Source organism: Candidatus Nitrosacidococcus tergens (assembly GCF_902810445.1).
Classification (GTDB): domain Bacteria; phylum Pseudomonadota; class Gammaproteobacteria; order Nitrosococcales; family Nitrosococcaceae; genus Nitrosacidococcus; species Nitrosacidococcus tergens.
The window spans coordinates 581,572-598,246 of sequence record NZ_LR778175.1 but is presented as its reverse complement, the minus strand read 5'-3'; the positions used below and the strand labels follow the sequence as shown (position 1 = coordinate 598,246).

At 37.1% G+C, this 16,675-nt stretch carries 17 protein-coding genes; 5 read left to right on the top strand and 12 right to left on the bottom strand.

All coding sequences use genetic code 11. From position 1 onward, the window contains the following. Positions 1-182: 182 nt before the first annotated feature. The 5 genes from NSCAC_RS02975 to NSCAC_RS02955 all read right to left on the bottom strand — a co-directional run bounded on the left by NSCAC_RS02975 (position 183) and on the right by NSCAC_RS02955 (position 5,411). A complete protein-coding gene (locus NSCAC_RS02975; protein WP_197744939.1) occupies positions 183-989 on the bottom strand; it encodes a sterol desaturase family protein in 807 nt (268 codons plus the stop codon). Between the two features lie 95 nt (positions 990-1,084). Next, positions 1,085-1,855, bottom strand: coding sequence for a PEP-CTERM sorting domain-containing protein (locus NSCAC_RS02970; protein ID WP_197744938.1), 771 nt, complete (start codon positions 1,853-1,855; stop codon positions 1,085-1,087). Positions 1,856-2,164: 309 nt separating this feature from the next. Beyond that, positions 2,165-2,965, bottom strand: a complete 801-nt coding sequence (locus tag NSCAC_RS02965) for a PEP-CTERM sorting domain-containing protein (protein ID WP_197744937.1) — start codon at positions 2,963-2,965, stop codon at positions 2,165-2,167. 303 nt (positions 2,966-3,268) lie between these two features. Then, positions 3,269-4,063, bottom strand: coding sequence for a PEP-CTERM sorting domain-containing protein (locus NSCAC_RS02960; RefSeq protein ID WP_197745282.1), 795 nt, complete (start codon positions 4,061-4,063; stop codon positions 3,269-3,271). A gap of 514 nt (positions 4,064-4,577) precedes the next feature. Continuing rightward, positions 4,578-5,411, bottom strand: a complete 834-nt coding sequence (locus NSCAC_RS02955) for a pirin family protein (protein ID WP_197744936.1) — start codon at positions 5,409-5,411, stop codon at positions 4,578-4,580. Between the two features lie 246 nt (positions 5,412-5,657). On the opposite strand from NSCAC_RS02955, the gene NSCAC_RS02950 reads away from it, so the two are divergent. Beyond that, on the top strand, positions 5,658-6,278 hold the full coding sequence (locus NSCAC_RS02950) for a glutathione S-transferase family protein (protein ID WP_197744935.1): 621 nt from the start codon (positions 5,658-5,660) through the stop codon (positions 6,276-6,278). Positions 6,279-6,419: 141 nt separating this feature from the next. Further along, a complete protein-coding gene (locus tag NSCAC_RS02945; protein ID WP_232085979.1) occupies positions 6,420-7,085 on the top strand; it encodes a DUF2959 domain-containing protein in 666 nt (221 codons plus the stop codon). 38 nt (positions 7,086-7,123) lie between these two features. Here the strand turns inward: NSCAC_RS02945 and NSCAC_RS02940 are convergent, their stop codons facing one another. The 4 genes from NSCAC_RS02940 to NSCAC_RS02925 form a co-directional block, all read right to left on the bottom strand. Continuing rightward, positions 7,124-7,534, bottom strand: a complete 411-nt coding sequence (locus NSCAC_RS02940) for a hypothetical protein (RefSeq protein WP_232085978.1) — start codon at positions 7,532-7,534, stop codon at positions 7,124-7,126. 142 nt (positions 7,535-7,676) lie between these two features. Then, positions 7,677-8,582 (bottom strand): CbbX protein, encoded by a 906-nt coding sequence (gene cbbX, locus NSCAC_RS02935; protein WP_197744934.1) that lies wholly within the window; start codon positions 8,580-8,582, stop codon positions 7,677-7,679. A gap of 80 nt (positions 8,583-8,662) precedes the next feature. Next, positions 8,663-9,097, bottom strand: coding sequence for a ribulose bisphosphate carboxylase small subunit (locus tag NSCAC_RS02930; protein ID WP_197744933.1), 435 nt, complete (start codon positions 9,095-9,097; stop codon positions 8,663-8,665). A 23-nt stretch (positions 9,098-9,120) separates the two neighbouring features. Then, a complete protein-coding gene (locus NSCAC_RS02925) occupies positions 9,121-10,590 on the bottom strand; it encodes a ribulose-bisphosphate carboxylase large subunit (RefSeq protein ID WP_197744932.1) in 1,470 nt (489 codons plus the stop codon). 394 nt (positions 10,591-10,984) lie between these two features. On the opposite strand from NSCAC_RS02925, the gene NSCAC_RS02920 reads away from it, so the two are divergent. After that, positions 10,985-11,881: a hypothetical protein gene (locus NSCAC_RS02920; RefSeq protein WP_197744931.1), complete on the top strand. Its 897-nt coding sequence runs from the start codon at positions 10,985-10,987 to the stop codon at positions 11,879-11,881. A 51-nt stretch (positions 11,882-11,932) separates the two neighbouring features. Here NSCAC_RS02920 and NSCAC_RS02915 read toward each other — a convergent pair whose 3' ends face one another. Further along, on the bottom strand, positions 11,933-12,211 hold the full coding sequence (locus NSCAC_RS02915; RefSeq protein WP_197744930.1) for a hypothetical protein: 279 nt from the start codon (positions 12,209-12,211) through the stop codon (positions 11,933-11,935). Between the two features lie 167 nt (positions 12,212-12,378). On the opposite strand from NSCAC_RS02915, the gene purB reads away from it, so the two are divergent. Then, positions 12,379-13,746 (top strand): adenylosuccinate lyase, encoded by a 1,368-nt coding sequence (gene purB / locus NSCAC_RS02910; RefSeq protein WP_197744929.1) that lies wholly within the window; start codon positions 12,379-12,381, stop codon positions 13,744-13,746. 16 nt (positions 13,747-13,762) lie between these two features. Here the strand turns inward: purB and NSCAC_RS02905 are convergent, their stop codons facing one another. After that, positions 13,763-14,980, bottom strand: coding sequence for an argininosuccinate synthase (locus tag NSCAC_RS02905; RefSeq protein ID WP_197744928.1), 1,218 nt, complete (start codon positions 14,978-14,980; stop codon positions 13,763-13,765). A 93-nt stretch (positions 14,981-15,073) separates the two neighbouring features. After that, positions 15,074-15,874 carry a ferritin-like domain-containing protein gene (locus NSCAC_RS02900; protein WP_197744927.1) on the bottom strand — a complete coding sequence of 267 codons (801 nt, stop codon included), beginning with the start codon at positions 15,872-15,874 and terminating at the stop codon, positions 15,074-15,076. A gap of 131 nt (positions 15,875-16,005) precedes the next feature. Here NSCAC_RS02900 and NSCAC_RS02895 point away from each other — a divergent pair, with 131 nt between their 5' ends. Continuing rightward, a complete protein-coding gene (locus NSCAC_RS02895; RefSeq protein WP_197744926.1) occupies positions 16,006-16,659 on the top strand; it encodes a glutathione S-transferase family protein in 654 nt (217 codons plus the stop codon). Positions 16,660-16,675: the final 16 nt, after the last annotated feature.

The window sequence follows — 16,675 nt, the reverse complement described above, 5'->3', positions numbered from 1 at the left end:
GAGAATAAATACTACCTATATAAAATGCCTAGATAATATACTTAATTGAAAATTAAGGATAAAACCCACAGCAGATAGAAAAACTTAATTTTCTCAAAGAAAAAATAGAAAATTGTCAAGGCTCTTAGCACTATAAGGGCTTAAGCCCAGAGGGATAATCTATCTTAGTACAAGATATAGTATTAAGAAGTACGACGGGTAGTAGCGGAATAAAGGTTAAGAAAAGGTTTAATGAGTTGCCCAAAAAATGAAGCAGGCATGGGAGCATCAATGCCATATTGAGTCGGCCAGTGTTTAGGAGAAATATAAGTACCAAAAATATGATCTAAGATAGGCAACATGGAAGCATAATTTCGATCCCGTTGCCCCATATTGGTATGGTGCCAATGGTGAAAAAAAGGAGAGGCAATAAAATTTTCTAATAGCCCAAAACGCCAGCGGATATTAGCGTGAATAAAAAATCCCCAAGTCACACCAATGACTAAAAACAATGCAGTCACCGTAGAGGAATCTCCAGTCAACCCTAGGGAAAGTACGGGGAGAAAAGTACATATGCGCGTGAAAAGAATATCTACAGGATGAGCACGGGTATTGGTTAAAAAATCCACTTCTTTAGCACTATGATGAATAGCATGAAACCGCCAGAGTAAAGGCACAGCATGGGTAAGACGATGGGCCCAGTAAAAACCTAATTCTCCTACCATGAGTGATAAAGCAAGGCGAGTTCCTCCGGGTAATCCATTGAGTATCTCATGTATGTGGGTTGGAATCAGCTGGTAAATAAAGCCGCCCATAATCGCTAAAGGTGGTGTCAGCACTATGCCAGAAACTACCCCATTGAGCATATAATAGCCGAGATCAACCCAAAATTGAGCGCGAAAAAAATCCTGCTTCTCAATTTTAAATGCTCGCTCTAAGGGAACAAAAATAGCACAGAGCAGAAATAGCCAAACAGATAGATGTAAGATGGTAGCAATTAACGCATTCATGAAGTATGTAAATTTTTTATATTAAAAAGGCTACTAGGAATAGATATTCCTAGTAGCCTCCATCATACAACGCCTTTTTTTAATAAGGCAAATAGTTATAATAAATCAATGGCACGACGGCGAGTAAAGAAGGTTAGCCCAAGTAACCCAGCACCAAAGAGCATCATCACAGAAGGCTCTGGTACAGTATTAGGTACCATAGATACATTCGTTAATAATGCCATAGGAGGAAGCCCAGTTGGGGTACCTACAGAAAGAAACGTTAAGGTTTGGCTTGCTGCAGTTGCAGTAAAAGTCATAGTCCCAGACTGCCAGCCAGTAAAATGTCCAGAAGGATTATCTATAGTATTAGTATCTTGTGTATCACTACCAAAAGTAACTGCGAGATGTTCTGTAGTATCTCCAGTACGGCTTTGCATTTGCGCTGCACCCCAATCAAAAGTTAGGGTATACTGTTGACCAATTGTTAAATCACCGATAGTTTGGCTAATACTAGATTGGACACCAGATGTCTGCTCACCATCTAAGCCTACGAATGAGCCAGATCCACTAGGTGGTGTAGTAACTGCCCATAACATTTCTTTACCAGTATTTGCACTACTACCCTGTCCCCATTGACTATGAGCTTCCGTACCAGTAGCTGCTGATGTACTTGGATACCAGATCTCATAACCATCGTTTCCCGTCCAATCTGTAATAAAGTTAGATGCTGTATAGCCATTACCGCTTGCAGTACCAAACTGAGTAGGGTCAGTGATACCGCCAGTAACAGTAGAAAAGTCCCCATTTGTAATTAAATTTGCATGAACGTTCATTGCAAGTACTGTACTCAAGGTGAGTGCAGCAGATATTTTTGATAATTTCATTAATCCAAGTCTCCTTAAAGTAGTTACATAACTAATTACGTAGCTACTAAAGTATTGGATAAGATGTAATTCTTATTATTCTTACGATCCCCAGCGAAAACTAGATCATAAAATACAGAAATACAAGAGAATCAAAGAATAAAAATTTTAGAGTAAGCTTAAAAAAATTTATTTAAAAATTAATTGTTAAAGATAGAAAATAGAGGATATTTGTTTTTGCCTTGGCTCCTAGTGGTGATGTACTAGGAGCTAAAGCAAAAGCAATTAAGACTATCTTCTTAGTATTCGTTAATTATATAAGGCAAATAATTATAATAAATCAATAGTACGGCGGTGAGTAAAGAGGGCTAGTCCAAATAACCCAGCACCAAATAGCATCATCATAGAAGGTTCTGGAACCGATATATTCACATTAGCTAATAAAACCATTGGCGGTGACTGCACAGCTCCTTCTCCACCCACAGCAGTGAAGGTTAAATTCTCCGAGCTGGCTGTTGCATTGAAAGTAAGAGATTGACTCATCCAGTCACTAAATCTAGCCTGCGTTAGATCATTCGCATCATATGAGGGAGTCATATTCATACTCATAGGATAGTTACCCATCGGAATATCCATGCTGCCCATACCACTCATACCACTCATACCACTCATACCGCTCATACTTCCCGTCATTGTCATTGCCCCTTTAGTATTTTGAACATCCGTGCCTAGGCTTACATTAAGGTAACCAGTCGTTTCTCCGGTATCGCTTTGCAGTTGAGCTACTCCAAAATCGAAACTAACCACATAAGTTTGACCTGGCGTTAAACCGTTTATTGTTTGCTCAATGCTAGCACCTTCACTATTCTTTGAACTACCTCCTTCTAAGCCTACAAATGTTCCAGAGCTGCTAGGTGGTGAAGTGACTCCTTGTTGCAGTGCTCCTGTAGTAGAACTACTAGTCGCTGATGTTGCACCTGAATACCAAAACGTATTACCACCAGTTACAGTCCAATTAGCAAGCTCTTGACCATTGGAGAAGTCCCCATTTTGTACGAGAGGAGCAGCATGAGCACTCATTGCAAGTGCTGTACTCAAGGTAAGCGCAGCAGATATTTTTGATAATTTCATTAATCCAAATCTCCCCAAAGTAGATACATAACAAGTTACGTAGCTACTAAAGCATTGGATAAGATGTAATTCTTATTATTCTACGATCCCCAGCGAAAACTAGATCATAAAATACAGAAATACAAGAGAATAAAGAATAAAAATTTTAGAGTAAACCTAAAAAAATTTATTTAAAAATTAATTGTTAAAGATAGAAAATAGAGGATATTTATTTTTTGCCTTGGCTCCTAGTGGTGATGTACTAGGAGCTAAAGCAAAAGCAATTAAGACTATCTTCTTAGTATTCGTTAATTAGGCAAATAGTTATAATAAATCAATAGTACGGCGGTGAGTAAAGAGGGCTAGTCCAAATAACCCAGCACCAAATAGCATCATCACAGAAGGCTCTGGCACATGAGAAACAGGCGTCAGAGATACATTTGTTAATACTGCCATAGGAGGAAGTCCGACTGGCGTACCTATAGAAAGAAAACTTAATGTTTGGGTTGTTGCATTTGCTGTAAATTGCATGGTCGCAAACTGCCAACCAGTAAACCCTTCGCTAAGATTAGGGATCTTAGCAGTATACTGAACCTGGGGTTGAGATATACCAGGCATAAGTGGATTATTACTTAGGGCAACTGCAAGTTGCTCAGTGGTATTGCCAGTACGGCTTTGCATTTGAGCTGCACCCCAATCAAAAGTAAGAGTATAAGTCTGACCTACTACTAGGTCATCTATTTGCTGACTAATACTAGATGGAGTCCCACCATCTAAAGCAACAAACGTATTTGTACCATTGGGTGGTGGAGTAACTGCCCATAATTTTTCTTTCCCAGTACTCGTCCATTCTCCAGTGGCGTTTACAGTAGTCGCTGATGTTGCATCTGGATACCAGATCTCATAGCCATTGTTTCCCGCCCAATCTGTAATAAAGTTAGATGCTCTATAGCCATTACCGCTTCCAGTGCCAAACTGCGTAGGAGCAGCTACAGGATTTTCGTTTAAATCCGTTTGAGAGAAATCCCCATTTTGCACTAAATTGATAGGAGCAGCATGAGTGCTCATTGCAAGTGCTGTACTCAAGGTAAGTGCAGCAGATATTTTTGATAATTTCATTAATCCAAATCTCCTTAGAGTAGATACATAACAAGTTACGTAGCTACTAAAGTATTGGATAAGATGCCACTCTTATTACTTTATGATAGTTAGGAAGGCTAGACTATAAAATATAGAAATACAAGGGAATAAGGAATAAAAATAAAAGTTTTAGAAAAAATTTAACGCAAAGAAATTTATTTAAAAGTTAGCTAAATATAGGAAGCGAGGGATATTTATTTTTTGATAAAGAATAGGATTCGAAAGAAAAGAAAGATAAAAAAAGGCTCCTAGTGCACCACCACTAGGAGCCAAAACAAAGGCAATTTATGCTACCTTTGAAAACCATCTTACCAAGTACTTTAGTACTCGCTAATATATAAAGCAACTACCGTGCCAATTTTATCTAAATTAGATAATTCAATTAGTTATAAAATTTTTCTAAAAATACTCGCTATTTTTACTGACCTAAATGGTCATTTTATGACCAAATATGACTAAACATGTCATGTTTTAATATTGATTATCAAATTTTTTATAAAGTACCTGATTGATAATCTGCAAGTGCCTGCTGAATTTCCTCTTTACTATTCATCACGAATGGTCCATAGCGCACAATAGGTTCTTTAAGTGGTTGACCTGCAATGAGTAATAACCGAGCAGATTCATCTGTTGTAGTTACAGTGATTGTATTGCCTGAATCAAGCACAGCAAGAGTACCTTGATTTATCACTTTAGCAGGTGTACCTACTTGAGCAATACCTACATAGACATAAATAAATGCATTGTAGTGATTAGATAAAGCTATAGTATGGCTTGTATGAGGTGAGAGCTCTATATCTAAATAAATAGGCTGGGTAGTAGGTGCATCCACAGGTCCTGTATGTCCACTTATTTCCCCTGCAATGACTTTAATTTTTGCCTTATTTTCTTTAAAAACAGGAATACGATCTGATTGAATATCTTGGTATCGGGGAATTGTCATCTTATCTTGAGCTGGTAAATTGACCCAAAGCTGAAAACCCCAAAGTAAGCCATCTTCTTGTTCTGGCATTTCTGAGTGTACAATACCACGACCTGCTGTCATCCACTGCACACTCCCGGCAGTAAGTAGCCCTTGATTCCCCTGATTATCTCCGTGACGCATTCGTCCTGCAAGCATATAAGTGACAGTTTCAAATCCTCTATGAGGATGATCGGGAAACCCTGCAATATAATCATTAGGATTGTCAGATTTAAATTCATCCAATAATAAAAACGGATCTAATTGAAGTAATTGGGATGTACCCATTACTCGATTGATATGTACTCCAGCACCATCGTAAGTCGATTGCCCTTGTACAGTTTGCATTACCTGTCGCTGCTTCATGGATTTATTCCTTTAGCTAAAAACCTGAAATATATAATACTTAATACATGGTGTTTAAAAGATATAAATTCAAGAAATTAAAGACCTCATTAGCTAAGTTTTGTATTTCACTCTATACTTTTTATAGAGCTATTTATAAATAGCTTTTAATTCTGGCTGAATATCCAACATAGCATTTTTGTTACTGTGTTATGGATAGTTAGCCTAAATGTCTAAACTTGATTTAGGTAAGGAGATTAATTAATAATGATTAAGCTTTATTATTCACCCGGTGCCTGCTCTTTAGCTGCTCATATTGTACTTGAGTGGATTGGAGAACCCTATGGAGCAGAAGCGATAACAATTGGTAGTCCACAACTTATTAAATTGAATCCTGCAGGTGCTGTGCCTGTATTAGATACAGGAGAAGGATGGACCTTAACTCAATCAGGCGCAATTCTTAAGTATTTAATTAGCCGCTTTCCTAAATCAAATTTAGGTTCTGACAGTTCTTTACGTGGAAATGCTGACTTTGATCGTTGGTTATTATTTATGACTGGGGATTTGCATCCTGCTTTTTATCCTTTTTACTTCCCTCAACGCTATACCACTTCTAACGATGAAGAGGATTTAGAAATTGTGCGATCCGCTGCAAGAAAGCTCATTGCCAAGCGTTATGAGTTACTTGAAAATCATCTTGATGGTAAAGATCATATTGTAGGGAATAAACGCACTGCAGTAGATGCTTATGCCCTTCCTATGCTCCAATGGGGCAATAAAGCACTAAAAGATGGGATTAAACCCTACCCTAACTTACAACGCTTTCATGATGCTTTAGTACAAGATAGTCAGGTACAACAAGTGCTTAAAATTGAAGGGTTAATTTAATAAGCTCAGGGCTATTTTTAAATTAAATAGCCCTTATATGAAAATTTTTTCCTTTCTATCCATTCTGTTATTATTACCCTATTATTAAAATTCTAAGCAATAAGTAAATTTCTACTCTAATTGATAATTTTTGTATCCACCATGAATCAAGTCCGCTATTTTAATATTATTGCTATTACCCTATTTCTCATGGGTTGTGAGACTGTTTATTACAACACTATGGAGAAATTTGGTGTTCAAAAACGGGATATTCTCACTAGTCGAGTTGAAAAAGTAAGAGATGCCCAAGTAGATGCCAAGGATCAGTTTCAATCAGCCCTCGAGCAATTTTCTTCTGTCGTCAATTTTGATGGAGGGGATTTAGAGGTGATGTATAAAAAAATGAATGGAGAATATGAAGATAGCGAAGCAAAGGCTAAAAAAGTCAATAATCGAATTAAATCTGTTGAAAACGTTGCCGATGCTCTATTTGCAGAATGGGAAGGGGAATTAGAGCAATATAGTAACGCCTCGCTAAAAGCACAAAGTAGACAAGAGCTCATTGAAACTCGAGCTCATTATGAAAAGTTGCTGCAATCTATGAAACGGGCAGCAGCAAAAATGGATCCAGTGCTTACTACCTTTCATGATCAAGTACTTTTTTTAAAGCATAATTTAAATGCAAAAGCGATCGCTTCTTTACAAGGCAGTTTAGATGGAATCAAAACCGATGTAACTAAATTAGTTAGCGAAATGGAAGCAGCGATTGATGAGGCCAATAGCTTTATTCAAACCTATGAAGCTCAAAATAAGAAAGAGAGTAAATAAAATATAAGCTATTTAAAAATTCTCACTTTGTAGAAATATTAAGCGATAGAAGAAGTCTTTCCTTCCTTGATAGAATGGGGACGTACTTCCTCAAGCTGCAGGGCAAGTACTTGGCTAAGATGCTCGATTGCTGATCCCATAATCAATCCTGCATGCATATGATAAAAGCTAAGCATGCAGGAAATAGGCTTGTGGATTGTTTGCCTATGGCTTGTTTGAAAAGATCGCCAAGCAAGAATGAGACGATCCTCATGAAAACTATCTACACAGAGCCACTCTTTATCATCTAGAATCATCACAAGACCTCGATGTCTAGGTAGGGCTATTTGTAGGGGGTTACTTATCCTTCGTAGTGCTAAGCGAACACGATTAAAATGAACCGCATCAATAGTTTTCGGCATTGTCCGAAGGGGTGATAGTTCGTTATTGTCGTTATCATATATGTTCACAATTTACTCCTCCCTATCTAGCCCTAAATAGTTTTTGCTATTTGTGTTACTACATAACTATCTTAATTTATACCATAATTTTAAATAAGCTATAATTATTTTTTTACTTATAAATAAATCGCAAGCTATTGCAATAATTCATTTATCGTAGAATACGGCTAGCTCGTATATCTTCTGCTTCAATAGTAATTAAATCAATCTTGTTTAGCTTCTTACTACGAGAGGCAAATAATCGATTAGCTTGACGAAGGCGAGCACGATCAAGAGCGTTACGAATAGATCTAGCATTTGAAAAGTGTTCAAGTTTCATCCGCTCTGGAATATATTCTGCAAATGCTTGTTCCCCTTCAGCACTAAAACGATAATTTTGGTTAGCTAGCATAATTTTAGCAATCGCCATCAGCTCTTCTGGAGTATAATCAGGGAAATCTAGATGGTGGGCAATTCGAGAACGCATTCCTGGATTACTTAAAAAGAATCGATCCATTTTATCCTTATAACCTGCAAGAATAACAACTAAGTCATCTCGGTTGTTTTCCATTACTTGCAATAAAATTTCGATGGATTCTTGGCCATAATCCCGCTCATTTTCTGGTTTATAAAGATAGTAGGCTTCGTCAATAAACAGCACACCGCCCATTGCTTTTTTAATGACTTCTTTAGTTTTTGGGGCAGTATGCCCAATATATTGACCTACGAGATCATCTCGAGTTACAGTAATTAAGTGACCTTCTCTTACATAACCCAACCTTTTTAAGATTTCTCCCATTCTTAGTGCTACGGTGGTTTTTCCGGTGCCTGGATTACCAGTAAAGTTCATATGCAAGGTGGGCGTTTCAGAGATAAGCTCAAATTGTTTACGTAGTCGATCTACAAGTAAAAGAGCAGCAATTTCACGAATACGAGTTTTAATTGGTTTTAAGCCAATTAATTCTTTATCGAGCCGATCCAAAACCTCTTGGATATTAGAGGATTTAAATTCAGCATCTAAGTCCACCGATGAATTTTCAGCTAAAACCGTACTTGTATTTTTATTATCATTACTCATGATATCTGCTCCTTTGATATCTAAATTAATCACGGGTCTTTTTATTTTATAAGACCCGTGATTAAGATGTTTAGTAGAAATTAATACCGTTCGCCTTCTGGCTTTTGGGTAGCATAACTACTGACGGTATAGCGGACTTTGCGTCCTTCCCATTCTTGCCGTACCAAACTAAATCCAGGCTCATTCTTAGGACGGTTGACAATATAGGACATAGCAGGAGATTCAGTACCTCGATTGCTATTATAGGCGGTTACCCGAATATAGTGATTAGGGAAAGTCTTACGGCACTCGTTGATCTCCATTAAGATTCCGGCAGGATCTTTAAGATCAAACATGGGTAAGCCGAATAATTCCCAATAAGTATTACGAGGATGAGGATCATCGGTATACTCTATGTTTACTGCCCAATCGTTCTTTAGGGCATATTTGATTTGGGATAAAATTTGATCGTCAGTTAAATCAGGCAGAAAAGAAAACTGCCCTTGAGTGAGACGATTCCCGTGATTGGTCATCATAATTGAGTATTCTCCTAATCTTATTAAACGCTACCAGTAGCAGTAGGTACAAAGTCTGCAGTATCAGTGGATTCGTAATTGAAGGTAATATCTTTCCAAGTATCCAGGGCAGCTCTAAGAGGTGAACACCACTTGGCAGCAGCTTCAAGGATTTGTGGACCTTCTTTGACGTAGTCACGACCTTCATTACGAGCCAAAATCATAGCTTCAAGAGCAACACGATTAGCAACAGCTCCAGCTTGGATACCTTGTGGATGACCAATAGTACCGCCACCAAATTGAAGTACGACATCTTCACCAAGATAGTCAAGAAGTTGATGCATTTGACCGGCATGGATACCACCGGAAGCTACGGGCATGACTTTGTTTAAAGAAGCCCAATCCTGATCGAAGAAAATTCCATGCTGAAGATTTTCTGGGACATGGGTTTCACGCAGGGTATCATAGAATCCTCTAGTGATAAGCGGATCACCTTCGAGTTTTCCTACTACAGTCCCTGCATGGATATGATCCACACCTGCCATTCTCATCCATTTACAGATCACACGGAAGTTCATACCATGATTTTTTTGGCGAGAATAGGTAGAATTACCAGCGCGATGGAGATGGAGAATCATGTCATTCTTACGTGCCCATTTCGCCATGGATTGAATGGCTGTATAGCCAATAACTAAGTCAATCATGATAATGGTAGAACCTAGGGATTTGGCAAATTCAGCACGCTCATACATATCTTCCATAGTGGCAGCAGTCACGTTGAGATAATGCCCTTTGACTTCACCAGTAGCAGCAGAGGCTTTATTTACAGCTTCCATGCAATAGAGGAAGCGATCACGCCAGTGCATGAAAGGTTGGGAGTTGATGTTTTCATCGTCTTTAACAAAATCAAGGCCACCTTTTAAGGCTTCATAGACAACACGACCATAGTTACGACCAGAAAGACCGAGTTTTGGCTTAGTAGTAGCACCAAGGAGTGGGCGACCAAACTTATCTAAACGCTCCCGTTCTACTACGATACCTGTAGCTGGACCTTGGAAAGTCTTTAAGTAAGCAACAGGAATACGCATATCTTCTAAACGAAGGGCTTTTACTGCCTTCATTCCGAATACATTACCAATAATAGAAGCAGTTAAGTTAGCAATGGAACCTGGCTCAAATAAATCCATATCGTAGGCGATATAGGCAAAGTACTGAGCTTCTGTCTTAGTACCTTCTCCAGTGTTAGGTACTTGATCTACTCGATAAGCTTTTGCACGATAAAGCTCACAAGCGGTAAGACGGTCAGTCCATACTACCGTCCAAGTTGCGGTTGAAGATTCACCAGCTACTGCTGCAGCAGCTTCTTCTGGATCAATGCCTGTTTGTGGGGTAATCCGAAACATAGCAATCATATCTGTATCTTTAGGCTGATATGCTGGTTCCCAATAGCCCATGTTTTTATAAGGGATAACCCCAGATTTATAACGCTCTTTTCCTTCGGCCATAGTTGCCATAATGTCTATTCTCCGTTAATTAATTAACTAATTAAGGTCATGCTAAAGCTAATAAATTTCTAGCTTAAAACCTAGTCTTCATATTCCTATAATTCATCATAAAATAAAACTAAATTTTTTATATCATCACCATAAGTTTTTATTTATGATTAGGTGAAAAATTTTTAGTATTTTAATGAATACGAAATTAGAATCATTTTCAATTAAAATATAGAACTTATTGATTAAGTATAAGATATAATGTATTAAATTTAATTTTAAAAGTAGATATCCATATCCTATTTATTGATCATAAAAATATGCCCATATCTTAGTTATAATGGGGATTTTAAAATTTAGGATAGCATCCTATCTAACTGAGCTAGGTTTGTTTTGACTTAAGGAGACAAAAAGAATGTCCGAGAGAGGAAAATATCGTTCCATTTTTTCACCTACTTCTCCTGAAGAAATGGAAAAAAACTTTGAAAGCTATTGGGAATATACCCAAGAGCATACTGGGGGGCTTTTAGAGGAAGAAAAAGATTTAGTTAAGAAAAAAGAGAGATTACAATATTTTAAGGATCATCCTGTACGGGCTAAAAACCCTATTGATAAGGAAGCATTTTATCGTAATTATATGGAATTTAAGGATGATCCAAGTAAGGTAGATCGTAAAACTCTATGGCTTACTAATGTATATAAATTTGCTCGCCATGAATGGGCTGGTATTTCAGCTGCTTGGGATGCAGAACCTGTGATGGCAGATTCTAAAAAACTTACCCAGAAAATTAGCCGTCTACATATGGCAGAGGAATTTTGCCATGCTCGTCTTTTCTATGAGATGCTACAAGTATTTAATCTAGATAAAGCAGAATGGGCACTTTTTAGTCCGCTTACTCAAAAAACCTATTATTATTTTGTTCACTTACCTGGTCTCATTAAAGATATTCCAGCTTTTAATATGGAGCTAATGGGTCTTACTTTCTATAAGCATTTAGATGTTTTAATTGATGATGTCTTTGCTGATGAGCCTGAAGCAGCACAACGACTAAGAGAGCTTTTATATGAAATTACTATTGATGAGCTTGCTCATTTAGGTCAGCGGAGAAACTTCTTAAGCCCTATGCAAGTGAAAATTGCAAAAGCAACTACCCCAGCATGGTATCGTTATTTTTTTAGAAGCTGTGTTCCAGAAGGAAAGTACTTGTTTAATGTAGACAAAATGATCCAGGATGGGCTTGATTTTGACTACAGCCTCATGGACGATAAACTCATCGATCAAAGCTGGGTGCCTACTTATTGCCAAGCATAAGAAGTGAGTTTAAAAACTCACTTCTTAAAGTGGTTGGGGGAGCTTGTATAGTTAATCATTAGCCAATAGTTGATGATCGCAATTATAAGCTTTCCCATAAGCATAGGGAGATGAATAATCTCTAGGGATTCTAATCCACATAATATGTGTTGCATTCAGTTGAGCAGCTTTCTCTAAAGCAATATGTATTGCCTTATTATGTTTTTGCCTAGAAGTGGTTTTACCCCAGCCTGAAAACCCTTGGACACGGCCTAGAAATTCGCAATTTTTTACCTCTTTAGGCACTGCTTGCTGGATATCATCTATTCTTCTAGCATATGAGATTCGCATCGGTAAAATGTACATAGCTGATAGGAGTAAACTTAAAAAAAATAAATAATTCATTCAATTTCTTTCTTTATATAAATAAGTTTCATATCTATTATTTATAAGGATATAGATATATATTTTCTGTATTAGAACCTTAGTTTCAAATTAAATTTTATTATATACTTTTAATGGATTATTCACCTCTCACTGCCCTATCCCCTATTGATGGTCGTTATGCTAGTAAAGTAGATAAATTACGTCCAATTTTTAGCGAGTACGGGTTATTACGCTATCGAGTCATTGTAGAAATAAAATGGCTTATTTTATTGAGTAATTGTAATGAAATTTATGAAGTACCTAAATTGAGTAGAGATTCTGAGCAATTTCTCACTGCTATTATTGATAATTTTTCAGAGCAACAAGCACAACGGATTAAAGAAATAGAAAAAATCACAAACCATGATGTTAAAGCAGTAGAATATTGCTTAAAAGAGCAGTTTAAAAACTGTCCTGAATTACTCAATATTAGTGAATTTATCCATTTTGCTTGTACTTCCGAGGATATTAATAATCTTGCTTATGGGTTGATGCTTAAGGATGGTCTAGGGCAAGTTATCTTTCTTCAAATGGAGCTGCTTATTGAGCAGATTCAGGATCTCGCTCATCGCTATCAACAAATTTCTATGCTTGCACGTACCCATGGTCAGCCAGCATCACCTACTACTTTAGGTAAAGAAATGAGCAATTTTGCTTATCGCCTTATATTACAATATGAGAAGATCAAAGAAATTTCAATTTACGGAAAGATTAATGGAGCAACAGGTAATTACAATGCCCATCAAGTGGCTTACCCTGAAATCAACTGGCTTGAATTAAGCCATAATTTTATAACTCAGCTAGGGCTTTCTTGGAATCAGTACACTACTCAAATTGAACCCCATGATTACATGGGGGAAATTTTTCATGGTATCAGTCGATTTAATAGTATTTTACTTGATTTTTGTCGGGATATTTGGGGTTATATTGCATTAGGTTACTTTAAACAAAAAGTAATAGAAAATGAGGTAGGGTCCTCTACTATGCCCCATAAAGTCAATCCTATTGATTTTGAAAATGCAGAAGGCAATATTGGTATTGCTAATGCCATTTTTACTTACCTAGCTGAAAAATTACCCATCTCTCGTTGGCAGCGAGATCTCTCCGATTCTACCGTACTTAGGAACTTAGGGGTAGGATTTGCTCATTCTTTAGTAGCTTATCAAGCTACGCTTAGAGGAATACAAAAACTAGAAGCTCACCAAATACAAATGGATAATGATCTGGAGGCAAATTGGGAAGTTTTATCTGAAGCAATCCAAACTGTAATGCGTCGTTATGGAATTCCAGAACCCTATGAGAAGCTTAAGCAAGTCACTCGAGGAAAAAAAATAACCCTACCTCATCTACAGGAATTTATTTCTAGTTTAGATTTACCATTAGATACTAAAGAGCGATTGCTTAAACTCACCCCTCATAATTATATTGGTTATGCAGCACAGCTAGCAAAAGAAATTTAGCTCTCTATTTTAGGTGTTAAGATTGATACTTATTCATTGCCTCAATGCGTAGTCGCAGTGCATTAAGCTTAATAAAACCTTCAGCATCTTGTTGCTTATAAGCACCTGCATCTTCCTCAAAAGTTGCAATTTTCGGCATAAACAAGCTATGTTCTTTTGATTGCCGTCCTAACACAATCACATTGCCCTTATACAATTTTAGAGATACAAGCCCGCTTACAGTCATTTGAGAAGAATCAATAAGCTGCTGTAATAATTTTCGTTCAGGCGACCACCAATATCCATTGTAAATTAGGTTTGCATACCGTGGCATAAGCTCATCTTTAAGATGGGCTACTTCCCTATCTAGAGTTAAAGACTCAATTGCTCGATGGGCTTTTAGCATAATGCTACCCCCAGGAGTTTCATAGCAACCTCGGGATTTCATTCCTACATATCTATTTTCTACTAAATCTAACCGGCCAATTCCATGTTTATTTCCTAAGTAATTTAGGGTTTCTAATACTTTAGCAGGACTTAGAGATTCTCTATTAACCTTAATAATATCCCCTTGTCGATATTCCAGCTCTATTTCATCTGGCTGATTTGGTGCCTGTTCTGGAGAAGTAGTCCAGCGCCACATAGATTCTTCAGGGGCACACCAAGGATCTTCTAATAACCCGCCTTCATAGGAAATATGCAATAAATTTGCATCCATAGAATAAGGGGATTTTCCTTTCCGCTTTCCTTCAATAGATATTCCGTGCTGATCTGCATAGGCAAGTAATTTCTCTCTTGATGTTAAGTTCCATTCTCGCCAAGGGGCAATTACTTTAAGATTAGGAGATAGGGCATAAGCACCTAACTCAAAGCGTACTTGATCATTTCCTTTACCCGTAGCCCCGTGTGAAATTGCATCAGCGCCAGTTTCGTGAGCAATTTCTACTAGTCTTTTAGCAATTAAAGGTCGAGCAATAGAGGTGCCTAATAAATACTCCCCTTCGTATAAAGTATTCGCTCGAAACATGGGGAAAACATAATTCTTAACAAATTCCTCTCGTAAATCTTCAATATAGATTTTTTTTACTCCAAGATTTTCAGCCTTTGTTTGCGCAGGTGCTACTTCTTCACCTTGGCCAATGTCTGCAGTAAAAGTAATTACTTCGCATTGATAGGTTTCTTGTAACCATTTTAGAATAACAGAGGTGTCTAGTCCTCCTGAATAAGCTAATACAACTTTACGAATAGTGGACATGGATGATAACTTTATCTATATAAAATTATTTATAGAGAGTAATTTAATTTAAATTATTTTAACCTATTCTTTACCAGATATATCTAGAATATTCTAAACTTGTGCTAAAATCATCAATTCTTGTTCAGAAAACCCGGCTTTAAGTCTTGCATCATAATTGAGTACCCCCTTAGGGCTACTCTTAAGAAATTTCTTAATTAAGCTAAAAAAGGTATCCTCGGGGTTTAAATTACGTATTTTACAAAAATATCGAAACCAATAAGACCCAATAGCTACATGATTTATCTCGTCTCGAAAGATAATTTCTAAAATAGCAATTGCTCTTAAATCTTCTATTGCTCTTAAACGCTCTATCATGCTCGGGGTTACATCTAGCCCCCTTGCTTCCAATACTCTTGGGACAAGTGCCATCCTAACCATAGGATCATAAGCTGTTTTTTCTGCCATTTCCCAAAGGCCATTATGAGCTGAAAAATCTCCATACTGATAGCCTAGTGAATGTAAATGTATATTTAGTAAATAAAAATGATGAGCTTCTTCGGCTGCAACTTGTACCCAATGACTATAAAATGTTTCAGGTAATCCTTGAAAACGATATATGGCATCCCAAGCTAGATTGATTGCATTAAATTCAATATGTGCTATGGCATGGATAAAAGCGGCTCTCCCTTCAAGAGAGTGTAACCTACGTCGAGATAGATACTTTGGAGCAACTAAGCGTAGATTCTGAGGTAAGCCTGGGGTTAATTGAGTATTATAAGTGAATGAATAAGAAGTAGTTAATTTACCTTCTTTCCAGAGCTGTGCTACTTGCTGAGTAGCATTAATTTTTCTCTCAGGATCGCAAATGGTAAGACAGTGAAGTGCTGTATCAGTTAAGGATATTCCTTCCATGTTAAAATAAGTACAGTGTATTTAAATCTTAACTTAAAGGTAAATACTATTTAAGTATACAGTACCCTTGCAAGGTGTACATTTTCCTTACGAATAAAGTAAAAATTAAATAATATTTTAGGAGAAGTACTATGCTTGTTTTAGACGCAATTAGCCCAGCACCTAGATGCTTACGTATGTTTCTTCTAGAAAAAAGTCTTCAATTAGATAGTCAATTTATTGATGTTATGACCGGGGAAAATAGAGAAACTAACTATCTAGCTATTAATCCTGCAGGTCAAGTGCCTAGCTTACGTTTAGATGATGGTAGTTATATCACAGAATCAGTAGCAATCGCAGAATACTTAGAAGAGCTTTACCCTCAACCAGTATTAATTGGTAATAGCCCAAAGGAGCGGGCTATAACCCGTATGTGGTGGCGGCGAGTAGAGTTAAATATTACAGAGTTTATCCATAATGCATTTCATTATAGTGAAGGATTAAAGCGTTTTGAATCTCGTATTCCTATTTCCCCAGAAGCTGCCCCCGGTTTAAAAATGGTAGCTCAAGATAGAATTCAATGGTTAGATAGTATGATTCACGGTCCTTATTTATGTGGAGAGCGTTTTTCTGCAGCAGATATTTGGCTCTATGTTTGGTTAGATTTTGCAAATCAAGCCTCAGTAAATCAACCTATAGATTTTAATCGATTAGAAAATCTATCTGGCTGGTTTGAGAAGATAAGTAAAAGAGCAAGTGCCCAATTAAGCGAAAAACCTCTTCATGAAATTAAAACAAATTCATAAAGTAAATGATCTTACC